This window comes from Paenibacillus sp. TAB_01 (assembly GCF_043945595.1).
GTDB lineage: Bacteria > Bacillota > Bacilli > Paenibacillales > NBRC-103111 > Paenibacillus_S.
The window spans coordinates 1234343-1257109 of sequence record NZ_JBIFNP010000001.1; the positions used below are offsets into that span (position 1 = coordinate 1234343).

The 22767-nt window shown below is 54.4% G+C and carries 16 protein-coding genes and 2 pseudogenes; 11 read left to right on the forward strand and 7 right to left on the reverse strand.

Annotated features, from left to right (window positions below; translation table 11 throughout):
- The first annotated feature begins 52 nt into the window (after positions 1 to 52).
- A complete protein-coding gene (gene hemL, locus ACHHV8_RS06015) occupies positions 53 to 1354 on the forward strand; it encodes a glutamate-1-semialdehyde 2,1-aminomutase (RefSeq protein WP_395157469.1) in 1302 nt (433 codons plus the stop codon).
- A gap of 316 nt (positions 1355 to 1670) precedes the next feature.
- On the opposite strand, the gene ACHHV8_RS06020 is transcribed toward hemL, so the two are convergent.
- On the reverse strand, positions 1671 to 3359 hold the full coding sequence (locus ACHHV8_RS06020; protein WP_395157470.1) for a phosphodiester glycosidase family protein: 1689 nt from the start codon (positions 3357 to 3359) through the stop codon (positions 1671 to 1673).
- Between the two features lie 221 nt (positions 3360 to 3580).
- Here ACHHV8_RS06020 and ACHHV8_RS06025 point away from each other — a divergent pair, with 221 nt between their 5' ends.
- The 6 genes and pseudogenes from ACHHV8_RS06025 to ACHHV8_RS06050 all read left to right on the forward strand — a co-directional run bounded on the left by ACHHV8_RS06025 (position 3581) and on the right by ACHHV8_RS06050 (position 13642).
- Positions 3581 to 4462, forward strand: coding sequence for an RluA family pseudouridine synthase (locus tag ACHHV8_RS06025; RefSeq protein ID WP_395157471.1), 882 nt, complete (start codon positions 3581 to 3583; stop codon positions 4460 to 4462).
- A 105-nt stretch (positions 4463 to 4567) separates the two neighbouring features.
- Complete coding sequence (locus ACHHV8_RS06030) at positions 4568 to 5749, forward strand: LysM peptidoglycan-binding domain-containing protein (protein ID WP_395157472.1); 1182 nt, start codon at positions 4568 to 4570, stop codon at positions 5747 to 5749.
- Between the two features lie 528 nt (positions 5750 to 6277).
- Positions 6278 to 8947 carry a valine--tRNA ligase gene (locus ACHHV8_RS06035; RefSeq protein ID WP_395157473.1) on the forward strand — a complete coding sequence of 890 codons (2670 nt, stop codon included), beginning with the start codon at positions 6278 to 6280 and terminating at the stop codon, positions 8945 to 8947.
- Between the two features lie 5 nt (positions 8948 to 8952).
- Complete coding sequence (locus ACHHV8_RS06040) at positions 8953 to 10329, forward strand: bifunctional folylpolyglutamate synthase/dihydrofolate synthase (RefSeq protein WP_395157474.1); 1377 nt, start codon at positions 8953 to 8955, stop codon at positions 10327 to 10329.
- Positions 10330 to 10336: 7 nt separating this feature from the next.
- A pseudogene (gene murC / locus ACHHV8_RS06045) lies at positions 10337 to 11741 on the forward strand (UDP-N-acetylmuramate--L-alanine ligase).
- Between the two features lie 392 nt (positions 11742 to 12133).
- On the forward strand, positions 12134 to 13642 hold the full coding sequence (locus ACHHV8_RS06050; protein ID WP_395157475.1) for an SPOR domain-containing protein: 1509 nt from the start codon (positions 12134 to 12136) through the stop codon (positions 13640 to 13642).
- A gap of 233 nt (positions 13643 to 13875) precedes the next feature.
- Here the strand turns inward: ACHHV8_RS06050 and tatA are convergent, their stop codons facing one another.
- The 4 genes and pseudogenes from tatA to ACHHV8_RS06070 form a co-directional block, all read right to left on the reverse strand.
- The gene (tatA, locus tag ACHHV8_RS06055) at positions 13876 to 14067 is read right to left on the reverse strand and encodes a twin-arginine translocase TatA/TatE family subunit (protein WP_395157476.1); all 192 of its coding nucleotides are present in this window, start codon (positions 14065 to 14067) and stop codon (positions 13876 to 13878) included.
- 26 nt (positions 14068 to 14093) lie between these two features.
- Entirely contained in the window at positions 14094 to 14822 is a 729-nt protein-coding gene (gene tatC / locus ACHHV8_RS06060) for a twin-arginine translocase subunit TatC (RefSeq protein ID WP_395157477.1), read from the reverse strand.
- 35 nt (positions 14823 to 14857) lie between these two features.
- Positions 14858 to 16583 (reverse strand): annotated as a pseudogene (locus ACHHV8_RS06065) (GMC family oxidoreductase).
- Between the two features lie 19 nt (positions 16584 to 16602).
- On the reverse strand, positions 16603 to 17373 hold the full coding sequence (locus ACHHV8_RS06070; protein ID WP_395157478.1) for a gluconate 2-dehydrogenase subunit 3 family protein: 771 nt from the start codon (positions 17371 to 17373) through the stop codon (positions 16603 to 16605).
- A 216-nt stretch (positions 17374 to 17589) separates the two neighbouring features.
- Between ACHHV8_RS06070 and ACHHV8_RS06075 the strand changes: the two genes are divergently transcribed.
- Positions 17590 to 19476, forward strand: coding sequence for a heparinase II/III domain-containing protein (locus ACHHV8_RS06075; protein ID WP_395157479.1), 1887 nt, complete (start codon positions 17590 to 17592; stop codon positions 19474 to 19476).
- 268 nt (positions 19477 to 19744) lie between these two features.
- Here ACHHV8_RS06075 and ACHHV8_RS06080 read toward each other — a convergent pair whose 3' ends face one another.
- Both ACHHV8_RS06080 and ACHHV8_RS06085 read right to left on the reverse strand, forming a co-directional pair.
- Positions 19745 to 20656, reverse strand: a complete 912-nt coding sequence (locus ACHHV8_RS06080; RefSeq protein ID WP_395157480.1) for an N-acetylmuramoyl-L-alanine amidase — start codon at positions 20654 to 20656, stop codon at positions 19745 to 19747.
- 34 nt (positions 20657 to 20690) lie between these two features.
- The gene (locus tag ACHHV8_RS06085; protein WP_395157481.1) at positions 20691 to 20942 is read right to left on the reverse strand and encodes an N-acetylmuramoyl-L-alanine amidase family protein; all 252 of its coding nucleotides are present in this window, start codon (positions 20940 to 20942) and stop codon (positions 20691 to 20693) included.
- Positions 20943 to 21084: 142 nt separating this feature from the next.
- On the opposite strand from ACHHV8_RS06085, the gene ACHHV8_RS06090 reads away from it, so the two are divergent.
- From ACHHV8_RS06090 to radC, 3 genes are read left to right on the forward strand one after another with little or no spacing between them, the layout of a single operon-like run.
- Entirely contained in the window at positions 21085 to 21327 is a 243-nt protein-coding gene (locus ACHHV8_RS06090) for a DUF4321 domain-containing protein (RefSeq protein WP_395157482.1), read from the forward strand.
- A 31-nt stretch (positions 21328 to 21358) separates the two neighbouring features.
- Complete coding sequence (locus ACHHV8_RS06095; RefSeq protein WP_395157483.1) at positions 21359 to 21970, forward strand: Maf family protein; 612 nt, start codon at positions 21359 to 21361, stop codon at positions 21968 to 21970.
- Positions 21971 to 22027: 57 nt separating this feature from the next.
- Positions 22028 to 22717 carry a RadC family protein gene (gene radC, locus ACHHV8_RS06100; protein WP_395157484.1) on the forward strand — a complete coding sequence of 230 codons (690 nt, stop codon included), beginning with the start codon at positions 22028 to 22030 and terminating at the stop codon, positions 22715 to 22717.
- The last annotated feature ends 50 nt before the right edge of the window (positions 22718 to 22767 follow it).

A 22767-nucleotide genomic window follows, 5' to 3' on the forward strand; every position in this document is an offset into this window, starting at 1 on the left:
CTTCCGCAAGGGGGCCGCATTCATACGTTATTGTAAAGAAAGGGGAACGACGATGAGCTTAAAGAAAAGAGAAGATTCCCGGTCGGCAAAGGCGTTTGCAGAAGCGAAAGAGGTAATTCCGGGCGGCGTAAACAGTCCGGTACGGGCGTTCAAATCCGTAGGTTTGACTCCTTTGTTCATAGAACGCGGGGCCGGCTCGAGAGTCTATGATATCGACGGCAATGAATTCATTGATTATATCGGCTCATGGGGGCCGCTCATTATGGGGCATTCCCATCCGGAGGTTATTGAAGCCATTAAAACAACAGCGGAGCTCGGCACGAGCTTCGGTGCTCCTACAGAGCTGGAGACTTTGATGGCCAAGCTGGTCATCGAGCGCGTCCCGTCTATGGATATGGTTCGTATGGTCAATTCCGGTACGGAAGCGACAATGAGCGCTTTACGGTTAGCCAGAGGCTATACGAAGCGTTCCAAAATTGTGAAGTTCGAAGGCTGTTACCATGGGCATGCGGATTCTCTGCTCATAAAAGCAGGCTCCGGCGTAGCCACCCTGGGACTGCCGGACAGCCCGGGGGTTCCGGAGAGCGTAGCGGTCAATACGATTACGGTTCCGTACAACGACCTGGATTCGGTCCGGCTGGCCTTTGAGAAGTTCGGCGAAGAAATCGCCGCGGTCATCGTAGAGCCGGTAGCCGGCAACATGGGTGTCGTTTTGCCGCAGCCCGGCTTTTTGCAGGGACTGCGCGATATCACAACACAGTATGGCAGCGTGCTGATTTTTGATGAAGTGATGACCGGCTTCCGCGTAGGCAAGCATTGCGCTCAAGGATTGTACGGTATCAAGCCGGACTTGACCTGTCTGGGCAAGGTTATCGGCGGCGGTTTGCCGGTGGGCGCTTACGGCGGCAGGAAGGACATCATGGAGCAGATCGCGCCGAGCGGCCCGATTTACCAGGCGGGGACGCTTTCCGGCAATCCGCTGGCGATGGCGGCAGGCTATACGACGCTTCGCTTGCTTGGCGAGCCGGGCGTCTATGAGAACCTCGAGCGGTTATCCGCGCGGCTAGAGGAAGGCTTTAAACGGAACGCCGAGGAGCTGGGCGTTGCAAGCACGATCAACCGGGTCGGCTCTATGATCTGCCCGTTCTTTACCGATCAGCAGGTGGTCAACTATGAAACGGCCAAATCCTCCGATCTGCAGCGGTTCAACCGCTACTTCGGCGCTTTGCTGGATGCGGGTATCAGTATCGCTCCTTCCCAGTTTGAGGGCATGTTCGTTTCCGCCGCTCATTCCGATGAAGATATCGAGCAGACGATTGCAGCCCATTATGAAGCATTAAAGCAGCTGGGCTAAATGAAATAAAATAGTTTTCAAAAAAAGAATGTCTCGAATCAATGAGACCACTGAAAAAAGTTATCGCTTCGAATGCGAATCATTCTTCCGATCGCTGTTGTCCCCGAATTTCTTTGATTTTTCCGCTTTTAGCGGTTGAAACCCGGGGACAAAGGCGAACGCTTGCGCTTCTGCAGAACGATTCCGCACTCTCCGCTCATTTTTCAGTGGCCTCGAATCAACGAGGCGTTCTTTTTGCTTTCGACCAGCAAAAAAAAGGCCTGCCGTCCGTAGAGGAGGCAGGCCTTCATTTTAACTGGCTAAGCAGCCGAATCGCTTAGTTCGTTTTCCCCGCAGCAGGGGAATTGGTAGAGGAAGTGCTAGGCGGCGTCGGAGCCGTCGGGGTTGTCGGAGCCGTTGTCGTCGTTGGAGTGGTCGTAGTTTTGGTGCCTGTGCCAGTAGTTGTTCCACTACCGCCGCTGCTGCCGTTGCTTCCACTGCCACTACCATTACTGGTCGTTCCCGCTCCCGTACTTCCGTTGTTCACCGCCGGTTCTGTCGGTGACGTCGGTTTCGTTGTCGTCCCGGCGCCTTGGGCCGGCTTGTTCGTTTCCGTACTGCCGCTGCCGTTATTGCCGTTATTGCCGTTGCTGCTTGGCGGCTGTGTCGTCCCGGCAGGCGGCTTCGTCGTCGTGTTGTCTTTCGTGCTGTTGGAGGTCGCCGGCTTTTCCGTATCGGTCTCCGTGGAGCTGTGGCTTCCCGACCCCGTTTTGCCCGTATCCTTATCGCTCGAACCGGAAGTTCCGGTGCCTGGCGCTTTGGTGGAGCCGCTGCTTCCGGACTCCGTCGATTTGGATTTATCCGTCTCCGTTTTCGACGGTGTCGTTGTCGTCGTCGGATTGTTTTTTTGTTTCGCCTTGAGCTCCGCTTGTTCCTTCAAGTAGTCCGGATGGTCATAGGAGCCGCCCGGGTCGATTTTGTCCACACCGTCCCAGACGCGATTAGCTACGACGTCTTCAGGATTGGAGTAGACGAGGAAGGCCGAAGGCAGCCGTCTTTCGCCGTACCGGCTTGAAGGCTTGGTGATCAGCTCGCCGTTGACAACCATTTCGGAGGACGCGCCTCCGTCCAAGAACCCGGCGTTGATGACGCCGTCTTCCATAAACAAGTCCTGTACTTCCTTCAACGTAGCCCCGACACTGTGCGTCTGTCTGCCGTCGATGACGATGAAAATAACGGTTCCGTCGGCTTTTTGCCCTACGGCTGTCCGCGGCGCGCGGCTGTTGTCGTTAATCGCCAGCGGCTTGCCGTTCGCGATAACGCGCGGATAGAAGGAAGCTGCTTCCGAGATGCCCATATCGAGCAGCTCGTTAATCGTATATTTACCGATGATAAGCGTTCCGTCCTTCAAAAATCCGACGATATGCTGAGGAACCGTACCGTCCTGGTCCGTATAGATGACGTCTCCGCCCGAGATGACGGCTCCCAGTGCGGCGAAGCCGTTCCCCAAACCTTCGGGGTCATTAAATCCGCCGGCATTGACACCGGCTACAGCTCCGGTCCGCTGCACCATGGAGGTGATTTTTTCTCCTTCACCGGATTTGGCGGGGGTCATGAGACGGATCGATTTGGGATCGTATACGTACATCCGTTTCCCTTTCCAGAGGGTTCCCGAAATATCTTCAACCTTGATCAGCTCATCCATCGAACGGATTCTTCGCTGCGGCGTTTTGATTAATCCGGATTGCTGCTTTTCCTTGGAATTATCTTCAACGAACTCCTGCATTTGGCGGATCAACTCATCCCGCTGCTCGGCGCCGACGAAAATCCAGGCCCAGTCCCGGTGCTGCGTAATGATAACCGTCTGCGCCATCCAGATGCGCATCTGCGTTCCCGGTCCGGTCAAGAAGAGGAAGCTGGAGGAGAGAAAACCGATAAGAGCGATCATCAGCAGCGTTCTTTTCAACCAGCTCCAATGACGAATTTGGCGACGGGTCGATTTCAAAAGTTGTATTCCACTACTCAACGTGTGTCCACTCCTGTTAATATAAAATATGCAAAAAAATAAGAATAGGCGTTAACCAAATCTCATCTATTCTATCATATTCGTATGCTTTTTAATAGACTGGCAGCATTTGGCGACGCCGCTGGAAAACCTTGTTTTGTGAGAGGTCCTGCCATTTGTTAAGATAGCATCATCATAAGAAGCGCAAAGCGAACGGCTTGGCGCGGAGGGGATTGCAAAGCATGAAGTTGAACTGGCAAAAAAAAGGGGAATGGCTCGAGTTGAAGCTGCCCCGTCCGATTGAGAACGAGGATGAAATCAAGTCGTTTATCCGGATGCCGGATAAATTCTGGGCTCGCTGCAAGCAGGCCGGCAGCGTATCGGCAGCTGGAACGCGCGTGCGCATTAAGCTGTTTCCGAACGAAACGGAGCGGCAGGCAGCCCGCTGGGCACCGGTGGAGGTGCTGTACGAGGACGATTTTTGCATGGTCGTGAACAAGCCGGCGGGCATGAAGCTTCATGCGGACGGAAGCCGCGCCTCGGAGAGTGCCGTCACTTTGGCCGAAGCGGTGGCAAGCTACATGGAGACCACCGGGCAGAATGGCAGGCCAAGACATATTCATCGTCTTGATGAGGACACGACCGGGCCTGTTTTGTTCGCGAAGCATGAGTGGGCGCAGCTGATTTTGGATGAAGCGATGCGCGAGAAACAGATCGGCCGGGCTTACTGCGCTGTTGTACAGGGGCGCCTCCGGCAGACGAAGGGAACGATAGACGCTCCGATCGGAAAGGATCGCCATCACGCCGCCAGGCGACGGGTTTCGCCCGGCGGCGACCGTGCCGTGACGCATTATGAGGTGGCGGAGCAGTGGAAGGAAGCGGCGCTCATCCGACTGACACTGGACACCGGACGGACCCATCAAATCCGGGTGCATATGAGCTATCTCGGCCATCCGATCTGGGGGGATACGCTGTACGGCGGCAGGAAGGACGGCATAAACCGGCAGGCGCTGCACGGGGAAAAGCTGATTTTCGGCCATCCGTTAACGGGGGAGCGTACGGAAGTGGAAGCGCCCTGGCCGCAGGATCTGAAGTCTCTTTGTTCGGATTTGCAAAAAATATAGTCATGCTCTCTCCTTTCAAACCATATAACTTTATAGACAAGTGAAACTGACCGTCTCATGATTTGCTTGGGTATGAGATGAGTTTGGCGGAGGGAGGACAAAACATTGGCTGAACAACAAAGCGGGTTACGATTTGATATTTATGAGCGAGTGCATTTGTCAGAAGGGGTAGCGGGCATTAAAGAGTTGGAGGATGTCGAGCTGGTCCCGCATATCCAGGTGCTTCCGCAGGGCGAGCAGGCGCTGCTGCGGGGCAATTTGCTGTTGTCCGGGACTTATGTGGATGAGCAGGATGCCGAGAACCGGACGCTGGAGCATCTGATTCCGGTAGAAATTACACTGCCTATGAACCGCGTACAGCGGATGGAAGACATCTCCGTGGAGATTGAAAACTTTGACGTGGATCTGCTGTCTGCCCGCAGCTTGAATATTACCGGCGTACTGTCTTTAAACGGTCTCGAGGTCGCTTCCTCTAATACAGGAGGGGAATGGAAGGAAACGGAGGAGGAAGTCGTCTTTGTTTCCGAAGCTCCCGACCCGAGGCTATCCGAGCCGCGCTATCCGGAGCCGAATTTCTCCGGCTGGCCGAACCCGGAGCTGTCCGCATACGACCCTCAGGCGCCGTTTGCCCAGCCGGGCCAGTATCCGCAGCAGCCGTACGCTCAGCCGTATCCGCCGCAGCAGGAGTGGTCGAGTCCGTCATTGGCCTACGCGGCGGCGAATCCGATCGTAGAGCCGGAGACGCGTGACGGCGATCAGGATAGGCAGTCGCTGACGCTGGAAGCGGGCGCTGTTCCGGCTGAGCAGGAGGAGACGTCAGCGGCAGCGAACGCAGTCTCTGAGGAGGAGCCGGTTCAGACGGCGGGAGCGGGGGAGGCGAACGAGCCTCCGGCCGCCGAGGAGAAGAAGGAGCTGAAAATCGCCTTCAACGGCAAAAAGGCTCCGGAGGAGGAGCCGGTTTCGGAGAAGCCTGTCGGCTTGACCACGCTGCTGCAAAATGCGGTCGCCTCCAAGCATGAAACCCGGCAGGGCAGAGATAAGCAAGCGGAGCCCGCGCAGGCACCGGCCCCGGCTGTAAATGAGAAGCTGGAGTGGAAGAAGCTTCTGCTCAGCTCGATGCAGGAGCAGAATGAATTCCGCCGCGTAAGGCTATGTATTGTACAGAAAGAAGAGACGCTTGAGATCATCGCCAAACGGTACGAATTGAATCCCCGCGAAATCGCGCTGTTTAACCGGCTGGGGGATGCCGAATTAACGGAAGGGCAGATCGTCTATATCCCTAAATAATCGGAAGTTTTATTCGTATCAAGGCACCTCAACCCCCGTTTTCGGGTTTGGTTGGGGTGTTTTTTGGTTACAATGAAAGATATCCCTTGAATTAGACGCATCCTGTATTGACTCTACCCTTAATGTTGTTTATCATAGGAATGATTATATCGAGCATATTGCTGCAACAACTTGGAAAGGGAGTAATAGGCAGCCAACCCTTCAGAGAGCGGAATTGTGACGCTGTGAGATTCCGCAGGATGTAACTGGCCGAAGTCGCCCCGGAGTTGCAGAGTTCAAGGCACAAGGCATACGCTGCCTGTGAGCTAGACTCTGCCGGTCACAGCCGTTATCTGTTGAAGTGCCGCATGAAGAGCTTTGCTGCGATCCGATTCGATTGTCCTTAGGACAACGGAGAGACGGACAGCCGATCTTCAGCGCGGAATAAAGGTGGTACCACGGAAGCAGATCCTTTCGTCCTTTGCGGCGAAAGGTTTTTTTGTTGTTTAAGAGCTTGTTTTTAAGTATGGATAATGGAGGTTGTTCAAGATGGAAGAAACCAAGACCACCCAGGCCTCGACTTCGATGCCGACGACGTACGATCCGAAGGAAGCCGAGAAAAAATGGTACGATTACTGGCTGAAAGGTCAATATTTTAAAGCAGGCCAGCGTCCTGACGCCGAGCCTTATACAATCGTGATTCCACCTCCGAACGTAACGGGGATGCTGCACATCGGCCATGCGCTTGACTGCACGCTGCAGGATATCATGGTCCGCACGAAGCGGATGCAGGGCTACGATACGCTTTGGCTCCCTGGCTCCGACCATGCGGGCATCGCGACGCAAACGAAGGTCGAGCAGAAGCTGCGCGAGCAAGGAATCAGCCGGCACGATCTCGGACGCGAGAAATTTTTAGAGAAGGTATGGGAGTGGAAGGAGCAGTATGCGCAATCCATTCATGAGCAGTGGGCCAAAATGGGCTTCTCGCTGGACTACTCCCGCGAACGGTTTACTCTGGATGAAGGTTTGTCCAAAGCCGTACGCAAAGTATTTGTGGAGCTGTACAAGAAAGGTCTGATTTACCGCGGCAATTATATTATCAACTGGGATCCGGCAGCGCGCACGGCCCTTTCCGATATTGAAGTGGAGTACAAAGAAGTACAGGGGAATCTGTATCATTTGAAATATCCGGTCAAGGATAGCGGCGAATCGATTACGGTAGCGACGACGCGTCCGGAGACGATGCTCGGCGATACGGCGGTTGCGGTGCATCCGGAGGATGACCGGTATAAGCACCTGATCGGTAAAATGCTCGTGCTTCCGATTATCGGACGCGAGATTCCGATTATTGCCGATGAGTACGTAGAAAAGGAATTCGGAAGCGGTGCGGTGAAAATTACGCCGGCACACGACCCGAACGACTTTGAAGTCGGCAAGCGTCATGACCTTCCGCAAATATTGGTGATGGACGAAGGCGGCCAAATGAACGCCAATGCCGGCAAATATCAGGGTCTGGACCGCTTCGAATGCCGCAAGCAAATTGTTGCCGATATGAAAGAGCAAGGCGTTCTTGTCAAAATCGAGGAGCATGTTCATCAGGTTGGCCACAGCGAGCGCAGCGGGGCCGTTATCGAGCCTTACTTGTCCACGCAATGGTTCGTTAGAATGAAGCCGCTCGCCGAGCGCGCGATCGAAGCTCAAAAAGCGGGCGCAGGGGTTAACTTTGTTCCGAACCGCTTTGAAAAAATATATTTGAACTGGATCGAAAACGTCCGTGACTGGTGTATTTCCCGTCAGCTGTGGTGGGGACACCGCATCCCTGCATGGTACTGCGAAGATTGTCAGGAAATTCATGTAGCGCAGCAGGATGTTACCGCCTGCTCCAAGTGCGGCAGCGCAAACCTGCGTCAGGACAACGATGTGCTGGATACTTGGTTCAGCTCCGGACTATGGCCTTTCTCCACGCTGGGCTGGCCTGACGAGACCGAGGATATGAAGCGTTTCTACCCGACGAACCTGCTGGTTACCGGCTACGATATTATTTATTTCTGGGTAGCGCGGATGATCTTTACTGCGCTTGAATTCACAGAGCAAATTCCGTTCAAAGACGTGCTGATGCACGGACTCGTCCGCGATGCCGAAGGCCGCAAAATGTCCAAGTCGCTCGGCAACGGCGTCGATCCGCTGGAAGTGATCGAAAAATACGGCGCGGACGCCATGCGCTTTATGCTTTCCACGGGCTCTACGCCGGGGCAGGATCTTCGCTTCCGCTGGGAGAAGGTGGAGCAGGCGCGCAACTTTGCCAATAAGATCTGGAACGCTTCGCGCTTTGCGCTGATGAATCTGGGCGATTTCAAGGTGGAGGATATCGATCTGAGCGGCTCTCTCAGTACGGCAGACCGCTGGATTTTGCATCGCTTGAACGAAACCGTGCGCGACGTCACCCGTTTGATGGATTCTTACGAATTCGGGGAAGTCGGCCGTCTGCTGTACAACTTTATTTGGGACGATTTGTGCGACTGGTACATTGAGTTCAGCAAGCTGTCCTTATATGGCAATGACGCACAGGCGAAGAAAACGACGCAATCTGTCCTCGCTTATGTACTGGATCGAACGCAGCGCTTGATTCATCCGTTCATGCCGTTTATTTCCGAGGAAATATGGCAGCATCTGCCGCATGAAGGCGAGACAATCACGCTGGCTTCGTGGCCGGTATACGAAGCGCGCTTTGAAGCCGCGGACGCGGTTGGCGAAATGGAGCTGCTGATGGATATTATCCGCACCGTTCGCAACATCCGGGCGGAAGTGAACGTGCCGATGAGCAAAAAGATCGAGCTGATGGTGAAGCCGTCCAGCTCGGAAACATTGCCGATTCTGCAGCGTAACGAAGAATATATCCGCCGCTTCTGCAACACATCGCTGCTGGACATCGCCCTTGAGCTGGCGACGCCGGACAAGGCGATGACGGGCATTGTAACCGGAGCGGAGCTGTATCTGCCTCTGGCCGGCTTAATCGACATTTCCCAGGAGATTGCAAGGCTCGAGAAGGAATTGCAGACTTTGCACGGCGAAGTGGAGCGGATCGAGAAAAAGCTCAGCAATCAAGGCTTTGTAGCCAAAGCGCCTGCGAAAGTCATCGAGGAAGAAAAAGTAAAGCTGGCCGATTATGCCGACAAACGAGATAAAGTCATTGCCCGTTTGGCAGAACTGAAAGGGTGATTGCCATGAGCGGAGGAATGACGCAGGAAACGGGCGGTTTTCAAACCGCGGCGGAAGCGGTGGACTGGATCGTCCACCTGGTTCCGTTCGGCATCAAGCCGGGACTGAAGCGGATGGAGAAGCTGATGGAGCTTCTGAATCACCCTGAGCGCCGCTTGAAGTTTATTCATGTGGCGGGCACGAACGGGAAAGGCTCCGTCTGCGCCTACTTGAGCGAAGCGCTTAAGCAGGCGGGCTACGATGTAGGCACCTTTACCTCTCCATATATTGAGAAGTACACGGACCGGATTCGGGTCAACGGAAACAATATTGCCGATGACGATCTGGTTCGCGTAGTCAACAAGCTGAAGCCTCTCGTTGAACAGGTGGCGGCTTCCGAGCTGGGACAGCCTACGATGTTCGAGGTATCTACCGCACTCGCGATCGAATATTTCGCTCATGTGGCTTATCCGGATTTTGTGGTTTGGGAGACCGGCCTGGGAGGAAGACTGGATTCTACGAATATCGTAACTCCAATCGTAACGGCTATTACTAATGTCGGCCACGACCATATGGAAATTTTGGGAGATACGATAGAAAAAGTAGCTGCAGAGAAAGCCGGCATCATCAAGGCGGGCGTACCTGTCGTCAGCGCAGTGGATCAGCCGGAGGCGGTCGCTGTGCTGGAGCAGACGGCCAAATCCAAGCAGAGCACGCTCTATCTCAGCGGACGCCATTTCCGCTATGAAGCGGTGGCGGAACGCGAGAACGATCAGGTATTCGATTTCTTCGGTCCGTTTCGCGGGATACCTAAGGTAGGGATTTCGATGAACGGAAGACACCAGCTGCAGAATGCCTCCGTCGCTCTGATGACCCTGGAGGTGCTGCGTCAGTACTATGCGCTGATCATTGAGGATGATGTGCTGGTAAGTGCCATGAAAGCCACGAAATGGGCGGGACGGCTCGAAATGATTTCCCATTCGCCCCGCATTCTGATCGACGGCGCCCATAATCCGGAGGGAGGAGCCGCCCTGGCCCAAGCCCTTCGGGATACGTATTCGTACAAAAATTTACATTTTGTTATGGGAATGCTCTCAACAAAGAATCATTCCGGATATTTGCGGCATATACTACCATTGGTGGATACACTCATCCTTACCGAGCCGGATTGGCATAAGAAGGAGGATGCTGCCAAGCTAGCCGAGCTGGCCAGGACATTGCTTACGGAGATCGGCCGCACCGATGTGGACGTTATTGTTGAGCCGAACTGGAAAGCGGCGCTGGAGCTGGTCAAAGGCAAGACGGCACAGGACGACCTGGCTGTCGTTTCCGGTACATTATATTTAATAGGTGATGTTCGTTCCTGGATCGTACATCAAACCGATTCTGAAAAAGGCTGGTGAGAGCGGCGTGAATACATCTGAGCACATCCATTTTATCGGAATTGGCGGGTATGGTATGAGTGCTATAGCCAAGGTGATGCTGGAAATGGGTTATCAAGTATCGGGTTCCGATTTGGCTCGGCAGGAGCTTACCGAAAAGCTCGCTGCCAAGGGAGCACAGGTTTATATCGGGCATGAAGCGAACCATGTCAAAGGGGCCGATGTGGTGGTCTATTCCACGGCATTGACTAAAGATAATGTGGAAATAGCTGAAGCCCAGAAGCTGAATATTCCGATCCTCCATCGCTCCCAGATGCTGGGGCGTTTGATGAACGCGAAGAAAGGGATTGCCGTAGCCGGAGCTCATGGAAAGACGACGACTTCATCCATGATTGCGCTGGTTTTGGAAGGATGCCAACAGGATCCTACATACATCATAGGCGGAGAAATTATGAATGTAGGAAGCAACGCGAAGGCAGGTCAAGGCGATTGGGTTGTGGCGGAAGCGGACGAGAGCGACGGCTCCTTCCTGCAGTACCATCCTTATATCGCACTGGTGAACAATATTGAAGCGGACCATTTGGAAAATTATAACGGCGACTTTGAAAATTTGAAAAATGCGTATGCTCAATTTCTAAGCCAGGTAAAAGAAGACGGCAAAGCGGTTGTTTGCAGCGACGACGCCTACCTGCGGGAGATGATTCCGCAAATCCGCAGTAAAGTTATTACTTACGGGATCGAGGACGATGCCGATTATATAGCGCGTCATATCGAGCTTGGCGACCGGAAGGTGCCGGTTCGATGTGGAGTTCGAGGGAGAGACGCTGGGTACGATTCAGCTGTCGGTTCCCGGCAAGCATAATGTGTATAATGCTATGGCTACGCTGATCACTTGTATGGAAGCGGGCTTAACCTTCCAGCAAGTAGCCGAGGCGATTACCGAATTCCGCGGGGCGAAGCGCCGTTTTCAGGTGCTTGGAGAAGTCAACGATATTCTCGTTATCGACGACTATGCCCATCATCCGACCGAAATCGAAGCGACCATCAGTGCCGCCAAAGCGACGGGCAAACGGATTCGCGCCGTATTTCAACCTCAGCGTTATACAAGAACGTATTTCTTGTTTGAGCAGTTTAGCCGCGCTTTCCCTGATGCCAATGAGGTCATCATCACGGATATTTATTCGCCTGCCGGGGAGAAGCAGATTGAAGGCATCAGCTCCGCGAAGCTGGTGGAGCTGATTCGCGAGAACAGCAACCCGAATGTCCGCTACATTCCCAGCAAGGAGGAAGTGCAGACCTACTTGCTGGATACCGTGCGCAGCGGCGATCTGGTGCTGACGATGGGGGCCGGGGATATTTGGAAGGCGGCCGACGGGTTGGCGAAGACGCTGGAAAGCCAGGCTAAAGGGCACAACGAGCAGCGGCAAGCCTGATTGCAGACCGGATATTTATCAGCTAACCAAATATAAGACAAGACAGCAGCCGTCAGGCTGCTCAAGCTGTCGAGAGACCCGCCTTTGAGTGAAAAGGGAGCACGGACGCAGGTGGGGTATCTAAGCTTACGAAGCCCGTTTTTCTTTGAAAAACGCTTAGTTTACGTCCGCCTTTGAAATCCGTGAAAATACCTTTAAATTTAATCGAATTCACGGATTTCAACAGCGGCTGGAGGAGAATACCCCACCGGAGTATCGCACAAATTCAGGGCTTCTCGACAAGCTCAGCAGCCGTCAGGCTGCTTTTTGTTTTGTTCTTTTATTTCGTTCTATTCGGAGCTCTACTCTCATAGTCTAGTAATACGAAACTTGGACAAGGGAGAGAGGCGGAAATGAACAAAGCTAAAATGACGTTTCGATTTGACCACGGCCCACAAAAAACTCAACAGCGCCAGCGGAGCGCTGAACGTACGGGTAAGGAGCAGCAGCCGAATATTATTCCGCTGCACAGCGAGGAATACCGGGTGCTGGATGAGCAGCCGGCGCGGGAGCAAGGCTGGCTGGTGTCCGAGAACGGTGCTTCCGTTCCGCCGGCATCCCAGCGGGGAGCTTCGGCCCCTCCACTCATTGACGGGCAGATGCTGAATCAATATACGACCGATTTTGGAGGCTGGCAAAGCTCCTTCGATATGGAAACCCAGCGTGTGGAGAAATTAATCCGCGATTCAGGAGGCGCGACCGTTACACGGGAGCCGTCCGTAAGCAATGAACCCGGCTACCGACGCAGAGGAGGAGAGCCATCCCCAAGCTACGAGCCCGGGTACAGGCACGGAGGAGAGTTACCTGTAAGCAATGATCCCGAATACAGGCAAGTAGAGCCCTCCCCAGGCTATGAGCCAGGATATAGAAACGGAGGGCCGGCGGAAAACCATGAGCGGGAACCTGTTCATGAGGACTATGCCCACCCGCCGGTGGAGCCGTTAAGAGATCATCGGTGGTATGTGCCCGAAGAGACGGCCTATATCACCAAACGTCCGGGATCGTCATGGTTTAAAATCATCACTTCCGTTGCCGGGGCGGTCATTACCGGCGTTGCCTTCGGGTTCTTCGTGCTTTCGATGTTCTCAGGGGAATCCAAAGATGCGCAGAGCACTGCAGGCGCCAATGTGCCACCGGGACAAACGGCTGCCGTTCCGGCTTCCGCCTCCTCTTCGACTGCGGGGACAAATGGGACGAGTGCCGCCGGCGCGGCGGCCAATACGGCGACAGCCGCTGTGAGCCTTCCGGCCAAGACCTACAGCTTTCTTCAAAGCGGCGTATTCAGCACCGCGCAGAGCGCCAGTACGGCTCAAGCCGAGCTGAAGACGAAAGGCTACGGCGCCGTAAGCGAAGCGGGAGACAAGTATACCGTATATGTCGGCATGTCCATGTCCAGAGACGAGGCGCTGGGCTTGGCACAGCAGTTCCAGCAGAAGAAAATCGATGTCATGGTCAAGAATGTAGAGCTTCCGGCGCTGAGCCAAATGAAATGGAGCGGCAAGACGACGGATGCATTTGTCAGCTATATTAATCAAGGGGATAAGCTGCTGGGCTTAATTGCTCCGCTGACTGCAACGCACTTGTCGGAAACGAAGCCAAGTCCGGTGGCCGATGCAGCTCTGCAATCGATCAAGACTGCGCATCAGGCTTGGACGGGGATGGCGAATGCGGCGTCGGAGGGGCTGTCGGAAGAGGGGAAAGCGGCTGTGCAAAAAATGAACAGCGCCTTGAACACGGCGGTAGTCTCGCTTGACGAATACAAAAAGAATCCGTCGGCCTCCTTCATGTGGCAGACGCAAACCGCGATGATGCAGTATATCGTCAGCCAGAAGGAGCTGCGCAATCTGGTAGCGGCGCAATAAACGGGTCAAAAGATGCAAATAAGCCGAAATGACGGGCGCAGCCCCCATTACGGCTATTTTTGCATGATAGAATATATGTTTTCGGGGTCCCCGCAAAGTACCTGAGTCCGCTTCGAAGCATAAGCCCCACTTTGTGGGAGTATTTTAGCATACTTGAGGGCAGAATGCGGCCGGAAGCCAAGTCTGCCTGCCCATTCTATCCTCGTGCGGCCTGAACGTTCATCCATTTCGGCTTAGAGCAGCTGTTTCGGCTCCTCGCGCGGTTTCTCTGCTTCATCCTCTACAATGCCGCGGGTGGAGTTGCGGAATTCGCGCAGCGTATCGCCGAAAGCGCGTCCAAGCTGAGGCAGCTTGGCGGGACCGAAGACGATCAGAGCGATCGCCAGAATAATGATTAAACCGGAAACGCCGATATTGTTAAACATAGGTAGCCCTCCTTATATATCGTGATCTAGCTGTTGGGAAGCGGCTGCTTCATCGCCCGGTACTGCCAGCCTGAGACGATAATGCTGATCTCAAACAGCAGGATCAGCGGAACCGTGACCGACAGATGCGAGAAGAAGTCGGGCGGGGACAGACAGGAGCCGATAATAGCGAGTCCCACGTAGGCATGCTTGCGGGCCTTTCGCAGCGTATCCGGCGTTACCAGTCCGATTTTGGTCAGGAACAGCAGAACGACCGGAAGCTCGAAGGCGGCGGACAGCGGGAAGACGACATCGAACAGGAACGAAAAATATTTATCGATCCCGTACGTCTCCACTGCCCCGATGCTTTTGTTCATCCGCATCATGAAATGAACCATCATCGGAAAGACGACGAAATAGCTGAAGCAAAGCCCTGTCAAAAACAAGACAAAGGAAGCCGGGAGATAGAGCAAGGTACTGCTGGCTTCCTGCTCTGTCAATCCCGGACGCGCAAAGGCCCACAGATGGTAGAACAAGACGGGGAGGGTGAACAGCACGGCGAGCACCACAGCGCATTTCATGTAGATGAACAAGCCGTCCGTAAATGAAAACACGTTCCATTGGATGCCTGCGGCCGTAGGCTGGGACTTGATAAACAGCAGGAGGGAGGGAGCTATGTACAATCCTCCTCCGAATGTAACAACAAACCAGCCTGCAACAATCATTAGCCGCTTGCGGAGCTCCGTCAAATGTTCAACCCATTCCTGATTTTCCATGCGAGCACCTGCCATTCAATTTAAGGGTTTCAGGCTTAGACGAGCGAGCCGCCGCCCTTTTTGATGTAATTGGTAATCCCTTCGACAGCACGGTAAGAGAGAGCGCCTACGGTTGCCGTTGGATTGTAGCCGCTGTTATGGGCGAATGCGGAGGCGCCGACGACGAATACATTTTCCGCGTCCCACATTTGCAGGTAATTGTTCACTGCGGAGGTGCCTGGATCGGCCCCCATAACGACGCCGCCCGTGTTGTGGGTCGACTGGTAAGGAACGATGTTATACGGCTTCAATTGATCGGAGGAGCCGATGTTGGTCGGGTTCATCTCCTTCATGATGGCCGTTGTTTTGGTAGCGAGATATTTGACCATTTCTCTGTCCTGATCTTCAAAGTCGAACGTGACCCGGGGCAGCGGCAGTCCATAGACGTCTTTGTAAGTAGGATCGAGATCGATGTAATGATGCCTCCACGGCATGTTGGAGCCTTGCGGCGAGATCGTAATCGTGCGGTTGGCGTAGAAAATCGATTTTTGCTTGAACTCTTTCCCCCAGCCCGGCGTTCCCGAGGGAACCGAGTTGTTGGCGATCGGCCTTTGGCCGGCCTGATAGACCCGCATACCGGCGCCGTGAATAAAGTTCAGGGAAGCATGATCGAAGTTGTCTCCGTTGAAATCGTCGACTTCCATCCCGAGTGCCCCTGCGCCAGCATACAAATTAAATTCCTTATCGTCGAAAAAGCCGGTTGCAGAACCGCCTTGCACCTGGTAAGCGTAGTTTCGTCCGATGACGCCGGTCCCTGAGGCCGGATCGTACGGCTTGCCCAGCTTCGAAACGAGCAAAAGCTTGACGTTATTGAACACGTAGCTGGCCATGACGACGATATCGGCAGGCTGTTCGAATTGCTCGCCTGTGACCGTGTTGACATAGACCACGCCGGTTGCCTTCTTACCGTCATGCAGCACCTGAATGACGTTAGAAAAGGTACGAAGCTCGAAATTGCCCGTTTTTTCCGCGACGGGAAGGACGGTGACCACGGGATCCGCCTTGGCGCCGTACTCGCAGCCGAACCGTTCGCAGAAGGCACAGTATTGACAGGCCGCACGGGTAATCCCGTCAGGATTCGTATACTGCTGGGACAGATTGGCGGAAAGGTCCCATGTAGGGATGCAGGCCGAGCTTCTTGGATGCATCCTCGAACATTTTCAGGATCGGCGTTTTTATCATGGCAGGCGTCGGATAAGGCGCGGACCGTTTGCCGATGGTCGGATTTTCTTCAGAATCTCCTGAAATGCCGGCCATATTCTCATATTTAACGAAATACGGTTCTAATTGATCATAGGTGATGCCCCAGTCCTGGATGGTCATGCCTTCCGGAATTTTATTTTTCCCGTAGCGTTCCACGGTTTTACTGTAAATTTCAAAATCATACGGCAGGAAGCGGAAATATTGTCCGTTCCAATGGATGCCTGAGCCGCCTAGTCCTTCGCCCAGCAGGAAAGAGCCGTAAGTGCGCATAGGGACAGCGGTCAGCTTTTCCGTATTGCGGAAGGTTACTGTTTCCTTGGACAAGTCCTGCATCAAATCGTAACGCTGCGCATAGCGTAGCTCATCATGCACCATATAATAATCCGTGGTTGTCCGCGATTTGCCGCGTTCAAGTCCAACCACTTTGGTCCCTTGCTTAGCCAGCTCGGCAGCAATAATGCCGCCCACCCAGCCCATGCCTACGATAACAACCGGTACTTTCGGTAGCTTTGTCGCCATGCTATTGTTCACCTCATGTTCAATGTGCCATCATGTGATCGTGAAGACTGGCCGGATCGATTTTGACAAACTCGTCCTTTGCCATAATTTCGGTATAGCTCATTTGGTTGCCCGGGAAGTTGCGCATTTTCCAGCCCTGCATATCCTTGTTGCCGCCATACAGCGGATCGGCATAGACGCCTTCGAGCGTGAAATTTTTCAACAGATTGAAAAACTGCTGGGCTGTGGCCCCGGTCACGGTGACCTGCTCGCCTTTTTCGAATAGACCGAGCAGCTCGTCCTGCTGTTCCGGAGTAAGCTCTTGAAACGCCTTCTGGTATTTCGACTGACTTGAATCCTGCAGTGCTCTTAAGCCGTGTGTAAACAAATCGTGGCGCTTGATGCTGGGGTAGTTCCCCTGTGTGGGTTCTCCGGTAATGAAAGGGCCAAGCATATATTCCTTGCCGTTGTTTCCCCACTGGCTGGCCAGCTGATGATCGATAAAATAAGCTACACCCAAATCTTTAGCGCCGGGGCCCAGATCGTCCTTTGGAAAAATGCGCTCTGCGGCTGCCTCCGTCGTATCAAATTGGTCCTGCGTAAAATACATTAACGCCTGACTGTAGTCCTTGGCGGCAGGGGTTGTTTCCGGTTGGCCTGTCGGCGGATTGGCCGTATTATTTTTCCGGTTAGCGGCAATGGCGCCGCCGATCACGCCGCCGACAATAGCACCGCCGATAGCTGTCCCGGAATATTTAAGGAATTGACGCCTTGATTGGCTTTCCGGTGTTTGCGATGAATCCTTGCTCATACCGTTTCCCTCCTTGATTGGTAAATTTGTTTGTATTGTGTCAAAGGCAGGAAGTTTATATACACTTCGGCAGTATCTTTTTCCTGTAACAGGGGAGAAGAGGTGGCTGTCATACAAAAAAAGGTATACAACCGCTTTGATTTATGATAGAAAGTAAGTGATATTTTGCGCTTGTAAACAAAGTCTGATTTAACCCATGGGAGGAATAAGACGCGTATGGATACAAGAGAGCTTTTTGAAGCATTGGAGTATGGGGCAGGACAGCTGGCGGGGCGGCCGCTTTTTGCTGCGGGCCGAAGCGAGGCGAAATGGGAGGAAATCCGCACCTCTCCCGAATACAGCAAGCAGCTGCGGGAAGTACAGGAGGCCGGGGACAAGCTGCTGGAGGAACCGATTGCCGCGCTGCCATTCTCCAAATACAAGATCTTCGATACGTCAGGCTCCCGGATGGAATTTGAAAGGGCTTACTTCCGTAACCGGCTGCGCATCAACACGTTTGCCATTCTGTCGCTGGCTTTCGGAGAAGACCGATATATAGAGGCGCTGGAGGATATCATCTGGGCCATGTGTGATGAATATACTTGGTGTCTGCCTGCCCATCTGGGCGGGAACTCGTTAAAGCCGATTGAGAAATGGAACCAGAGCCTGGCGGCGGAGGTGAACGGGCAGCTGTACGGGAAAGTGAAGGAGCACCGCCAAACGGTCGATTTGTTCGCGGCGGAAACCGCCTTTACTTTGGCTGAAGTATGCAGCCTGCTGGAATCAAAGCTGTCCGAGGTCGTCGTCTATCGGGCGCGCAGGGAAGTCAGGGAACGGGTGCTCGAGCCGTACGGCGATTTAAGCGGATTTCTGTTCTGGGAGCAGGCGACCCATAACTGGGCTGCCGTCTGCTCCGGATCGGTCGGGGCGGCAGCTATGTATCTGATGCCGGAAAGCGCCGGATTGACGCCGATTTTGCAGCGGGTGCTGAAAACGATGGAATGCTATCTCAGCGGCTTCGAGGCCGACGGGGCCTGCACGGAGGGCATCGGGTACTGGAATTACGGCTTCGGCTATTTCACTTACTTTGCCGATCTGCTGAAGGAGCGTACCGGAGGGCGGATCGATTTATTTAACAACGATAAAATAAAGCAAATCGCGCTGTTTCAGCAAAAATGCTTCCTGAATGAAGATATGACGGTCAGCTTCTCGGATGCTTCCCCGCGGTCCAGCTATTCGCGCGGGTTGACCGGGTATTTGAAATCGATTTATTCCGAGGTAGAGGTGCCGCCGGTTCGCTTCGCCTCCACCTTTACGCAGGATCACTGCGCGCGGTGGCCCAATGCGATCCGCAATTTCGTCTGGAGTTTGTCTCCTTCGTATGCTGTCGAAGCCGGCGAGGCCGTCCATTACTTGGCCGATGCGCAGTGGCTGATCAGCCGTACGGCAGCCGCCGGGCAGGTTGTCAGCTTTGCTGCAAAGGGCGGACATAACGCGGAGCCGCACAATCATAACGATGTCGGCAACTTTATTCTTCACGTCAACGGGACGACCTTGCTGGCCGATACGGGAGCGGGTGAATATACGAAGTCGTATTTCCGCGAAGGACGGTACACCTATATAGGCAACCGGTCCAAGGGACACTCGGTTCCGATCGTGGAGGGCTTCGAGCAGCAGGAGGGGCGGGACTTTGCCGCCAAGGTGCTGAATGTGTCTACGGGCGAGGAGCGGGATGCGTTTTCCGTTGAACTGGGAGCAGCTTACCCTGATCCGAATCTGGAGTCGCTTCAGCGCACCTTTGTTTTTGAGAAAAAGGGACAGGTACGGCTTGAGCTGACGGATCGGTACCGGTTTAAACAAGCGCCGGAGTCGATTGTAGAGCGGTTCGTTTCCTTCCAGCAGCCTGAAGTAAGGGAGCAAGGCACAATCCGGCTGCAGCAGGGACACTCGGCGCTGGATTTGATCTATGATGCGGAGCGGCTTCGCTGCTCCGTAGAACGAGTTGATTTCATGAACCACAGCGGGATACGCGAGGACTTGTATTTAATCGATCTCACAGTGGCGAATCCTGCCTCGGAAGAAACCGTTCAAATTTTGCTGGAGCCGCTCCGCCCGGAGCTGTAGAAGGAACGCTGCCGATTAAACGGATTGAATCTGAATCTATAGAGCGCTGCCGGTCAAAACCGGGGTGGACGCCGCCGGGGAACCGGCGATGAAAAACCCGTCACCCAAGCAGGGTCCGAAGGACTGCTGGGCGGCGGGTTTTTCATCGTCTAATCTTAAGGCTCCTTCCTGCTTCCGGCAGAGGCGGAAACGGTGCCGCCCTTCGACCGCACATAGCGGTCAAGCAGCGCAGCGGCCTCAGCCCGGGTCATGCGGCGGATCCGGCATGTCAGCGGTCCGCCGTGACGCCGTCAATCCAGCCTGCTTGCTTCAGGCTGTAGATCGAGGCGGCCGACCAGGAGCTGGCCGGCACATCCTTGAACGGCGTCGGCTGCGAGGACGCAGCCGACGCCGTTGCCTGCGGCAGCGCCAGCCGCTGGAACATGGCGGCGACCTCCGCCCGCGTGACGGGCCGGTCGGGACGAAGCGTCCCGTCCTCGTACCCGTCAAGCACGCCGGCGCGGATGGCTTTGTTCAAGGCCGCGGAGGCCCAGTGGCCTGCCGGCGCGTCCTTGAACGAGGCGGGGGCAGCTCCCTGGCACCCGCTGCCGTACACGGCGCCGGCGACAGCGCTGCACGCGCCGGCAGAGGACGGCTGGATCTTCGACAAGTCGAAGACCCGGTCCAGCAGCGTAACCCACTCCGCTCGCGTCAGCTCGCGGTCCGGCTGGAACTGTCTGCCGACTCCGTCGACAATGCCCTGCGTTTTCAAACGCAGAATCGCATCCTTCGCCCAATGGGTGCGCGTATCCGTAAATACGGCGCTAGCGTCATCCGGCGGGAGATAAGCCTCGATGCCGCTTTCGATGGCCTGGGCCATGCGGGTTCGGACGCCGCTGTCGGCGAGCATGGAGGCATCCTGTCCGTTGGTCAGGTAAGCCGTCTCGATGAGAATGCTGGGGGTTTTCCCCATGCGGACGACGTAGACGGCGCTCGGGACAAGCCCCCGGTTTTCCACGCCCATCGTACTCACGAACGTATCGAGCATTTGCTGGGCGAATGCCCGGCTTTGCGGGGTAAGCGCGGACATTTCGGTGCTCGCGGGGTAATCCTCTTGAGGGTAGGCACTGTCATAATAAAGCACCATCGCTCCGCGGGTGCCCGGATTGGAATAGGAATTGGCATGAATGGAGACGAACAAATCCGCGTCCTGGGCATTCGTTATTTCGACGCGGTCACTTCAAGGAAATAAAGGTATCGTCGCTGCGGGTCATCGCGACTTCGTAGCCGCGGGCTGCGAGCAAATCTTTCAATTTCTCGGCGATATCGAGATTCACTGTCTTTTCATAGAGGCCGTTCACGCCGACAGCCCCGGGATTGGAGCCGCCATGTCCGGCGTCCACCACGATTTTGGCCGCTTCCGAGGTGGCCGGGCAAGCGATGGTGGCTGCTAGTAAAATGTTCATGATAGTCAAAGGCCGACGCATAAAAGATGAATCCCTCCTGTTGTTCATTGTACCCGGCGTCGATGAGCGCTGTAAGCAGGTAACATTCTCCAAAACTATGATATAATTTAAAACGGGAACTGAGAAGGAAGAGATTACCAGAGGATGGGAAAGGGTCATTCACTTGAAAAAAAATACATTTACTTTCATTTTATTGCTCATCATAGGATTAGTGGCAGGGACTTTGGTAGGCCAGCTGCTGGCACCGATTTCGGCGCTGTCGTTTCTGACCAAAACGATAGGTCTGTCCTGGCAGCCGAAAGCCGATCTGCTGGTGCTGAAATACGACCTTAACCTGGAGCTGAAGCTGAGCCTGATCAGTCTGGCCGGGTTAGCAGCTGCCTTCTGGCTTTACCGCAAGCTTTAGCCCTATATCATTCGGGACAAGGAGTCTATATATGTCGATTTATAAGCAAAAAAAGCTGGTTTTGGCGTCTTCGTCACCGCGCCGCCAGGAGCTGATCCGCAGCCTTCAGCTGCCCTACGAAATCCGTGTCAGTGACGTCAACGAGGATACGGAACCGGGATTAACCCCGCAGGAGATCGTGGAACAATTATCCAGTCGCAAAGCCGGGGCGGTCTTCGAATCCTATAAGGTAGAGCCGTCTGCCGCCGCGGAAGCGATAATAATCGGCTCCGATACCATCGTCGTTCTGGACGACGCCGTCTTGGGCAAGCCGAAGGACAAGCAGGATGCATTCCGCATGCTGAAAAGCCTGCAGGGAAGAGGACACCGGGTGTTCAGCGGTGTGGCCTGCATCGATTTTGCGACGGGAAAGACGCTTGTTTCCCATCAAGTCACATTTGTTTACATGAAGCCATTGACGGACGAGCAAATCGAGCGTTATATTGATACGGGCGAACCGATGGATAAAGCCGGCTCCTATGCGATCCAAGGACTGGGAGCCACTATTGTGGAGCGGATCGAAGGCGATTATTTCAACGTCGTCGGGCTTCCGCTGTCGCTTCTCAGCGATCTGCTGGGAGACCTTGGCGTTGCTGTTATTTGATCGGGCATCATGCTATAATGGGTGTTCATCATATTATTCAATGAAAGAGGGGAATGAATGGAATCGAGCAATATCACATTGCGCGATGTCCCAGACGAAGAACGACCTAGAGAACGCATGATGCAGTATGGGGCTCAAGCATTAAGCAACGCGGAGCTGCTGGCTATTTTGCTGCGGACCGGAACCTACCAGGAGTCGGCTGTGTTTTTGGCGCAGCGGGTGCTGAGCCAGGCCGGCGGGCTGCGAAATTTGGTGGATATGAGCCTGCAGCAGCTGACCGAAATCAAAGGCATCGGCGCGGCCAAAGGGCTGCAGATCCAAGCAGGCATTGAGCTGGGCCGCAGGCTGGCGCGCAGCTCGATGAACGAAACGGTCACCGTCCGTTCGCCTCAGGATGTGGCGGACTTGTTGATGGAGGAGCTGCGATACTTAAATAAAGAGCATTTTGTTTGTCTGTTTCTCAATACGAAAAATCACGTCATCGGTCAGGAGACCCTGTCTATGGGAAGCTTGAACGCGTCGATCGTGCACCCGAGAGAAGTCTTTCGTGCGGCGATCAAGCGAAGCAGCGCTTCGATTATTTGCGTTCACAACCATCCAAGCGGCGATCCGACCCCTAGCTCCGAGGACGTTCAAATGACGCAAAGGCTTGCGGAAGCCGGTGAGATCGTCGGCATCGAGGTGCTGGATCATATCGTAATCGGCGACCGGAAGTTCGTCAGTTTAAAGGAGCAGGGTTTGATGTAACATATGGGTTAGTTCAGAAAGTTTCGATACTATTCGGGCAGTGAAGAGGA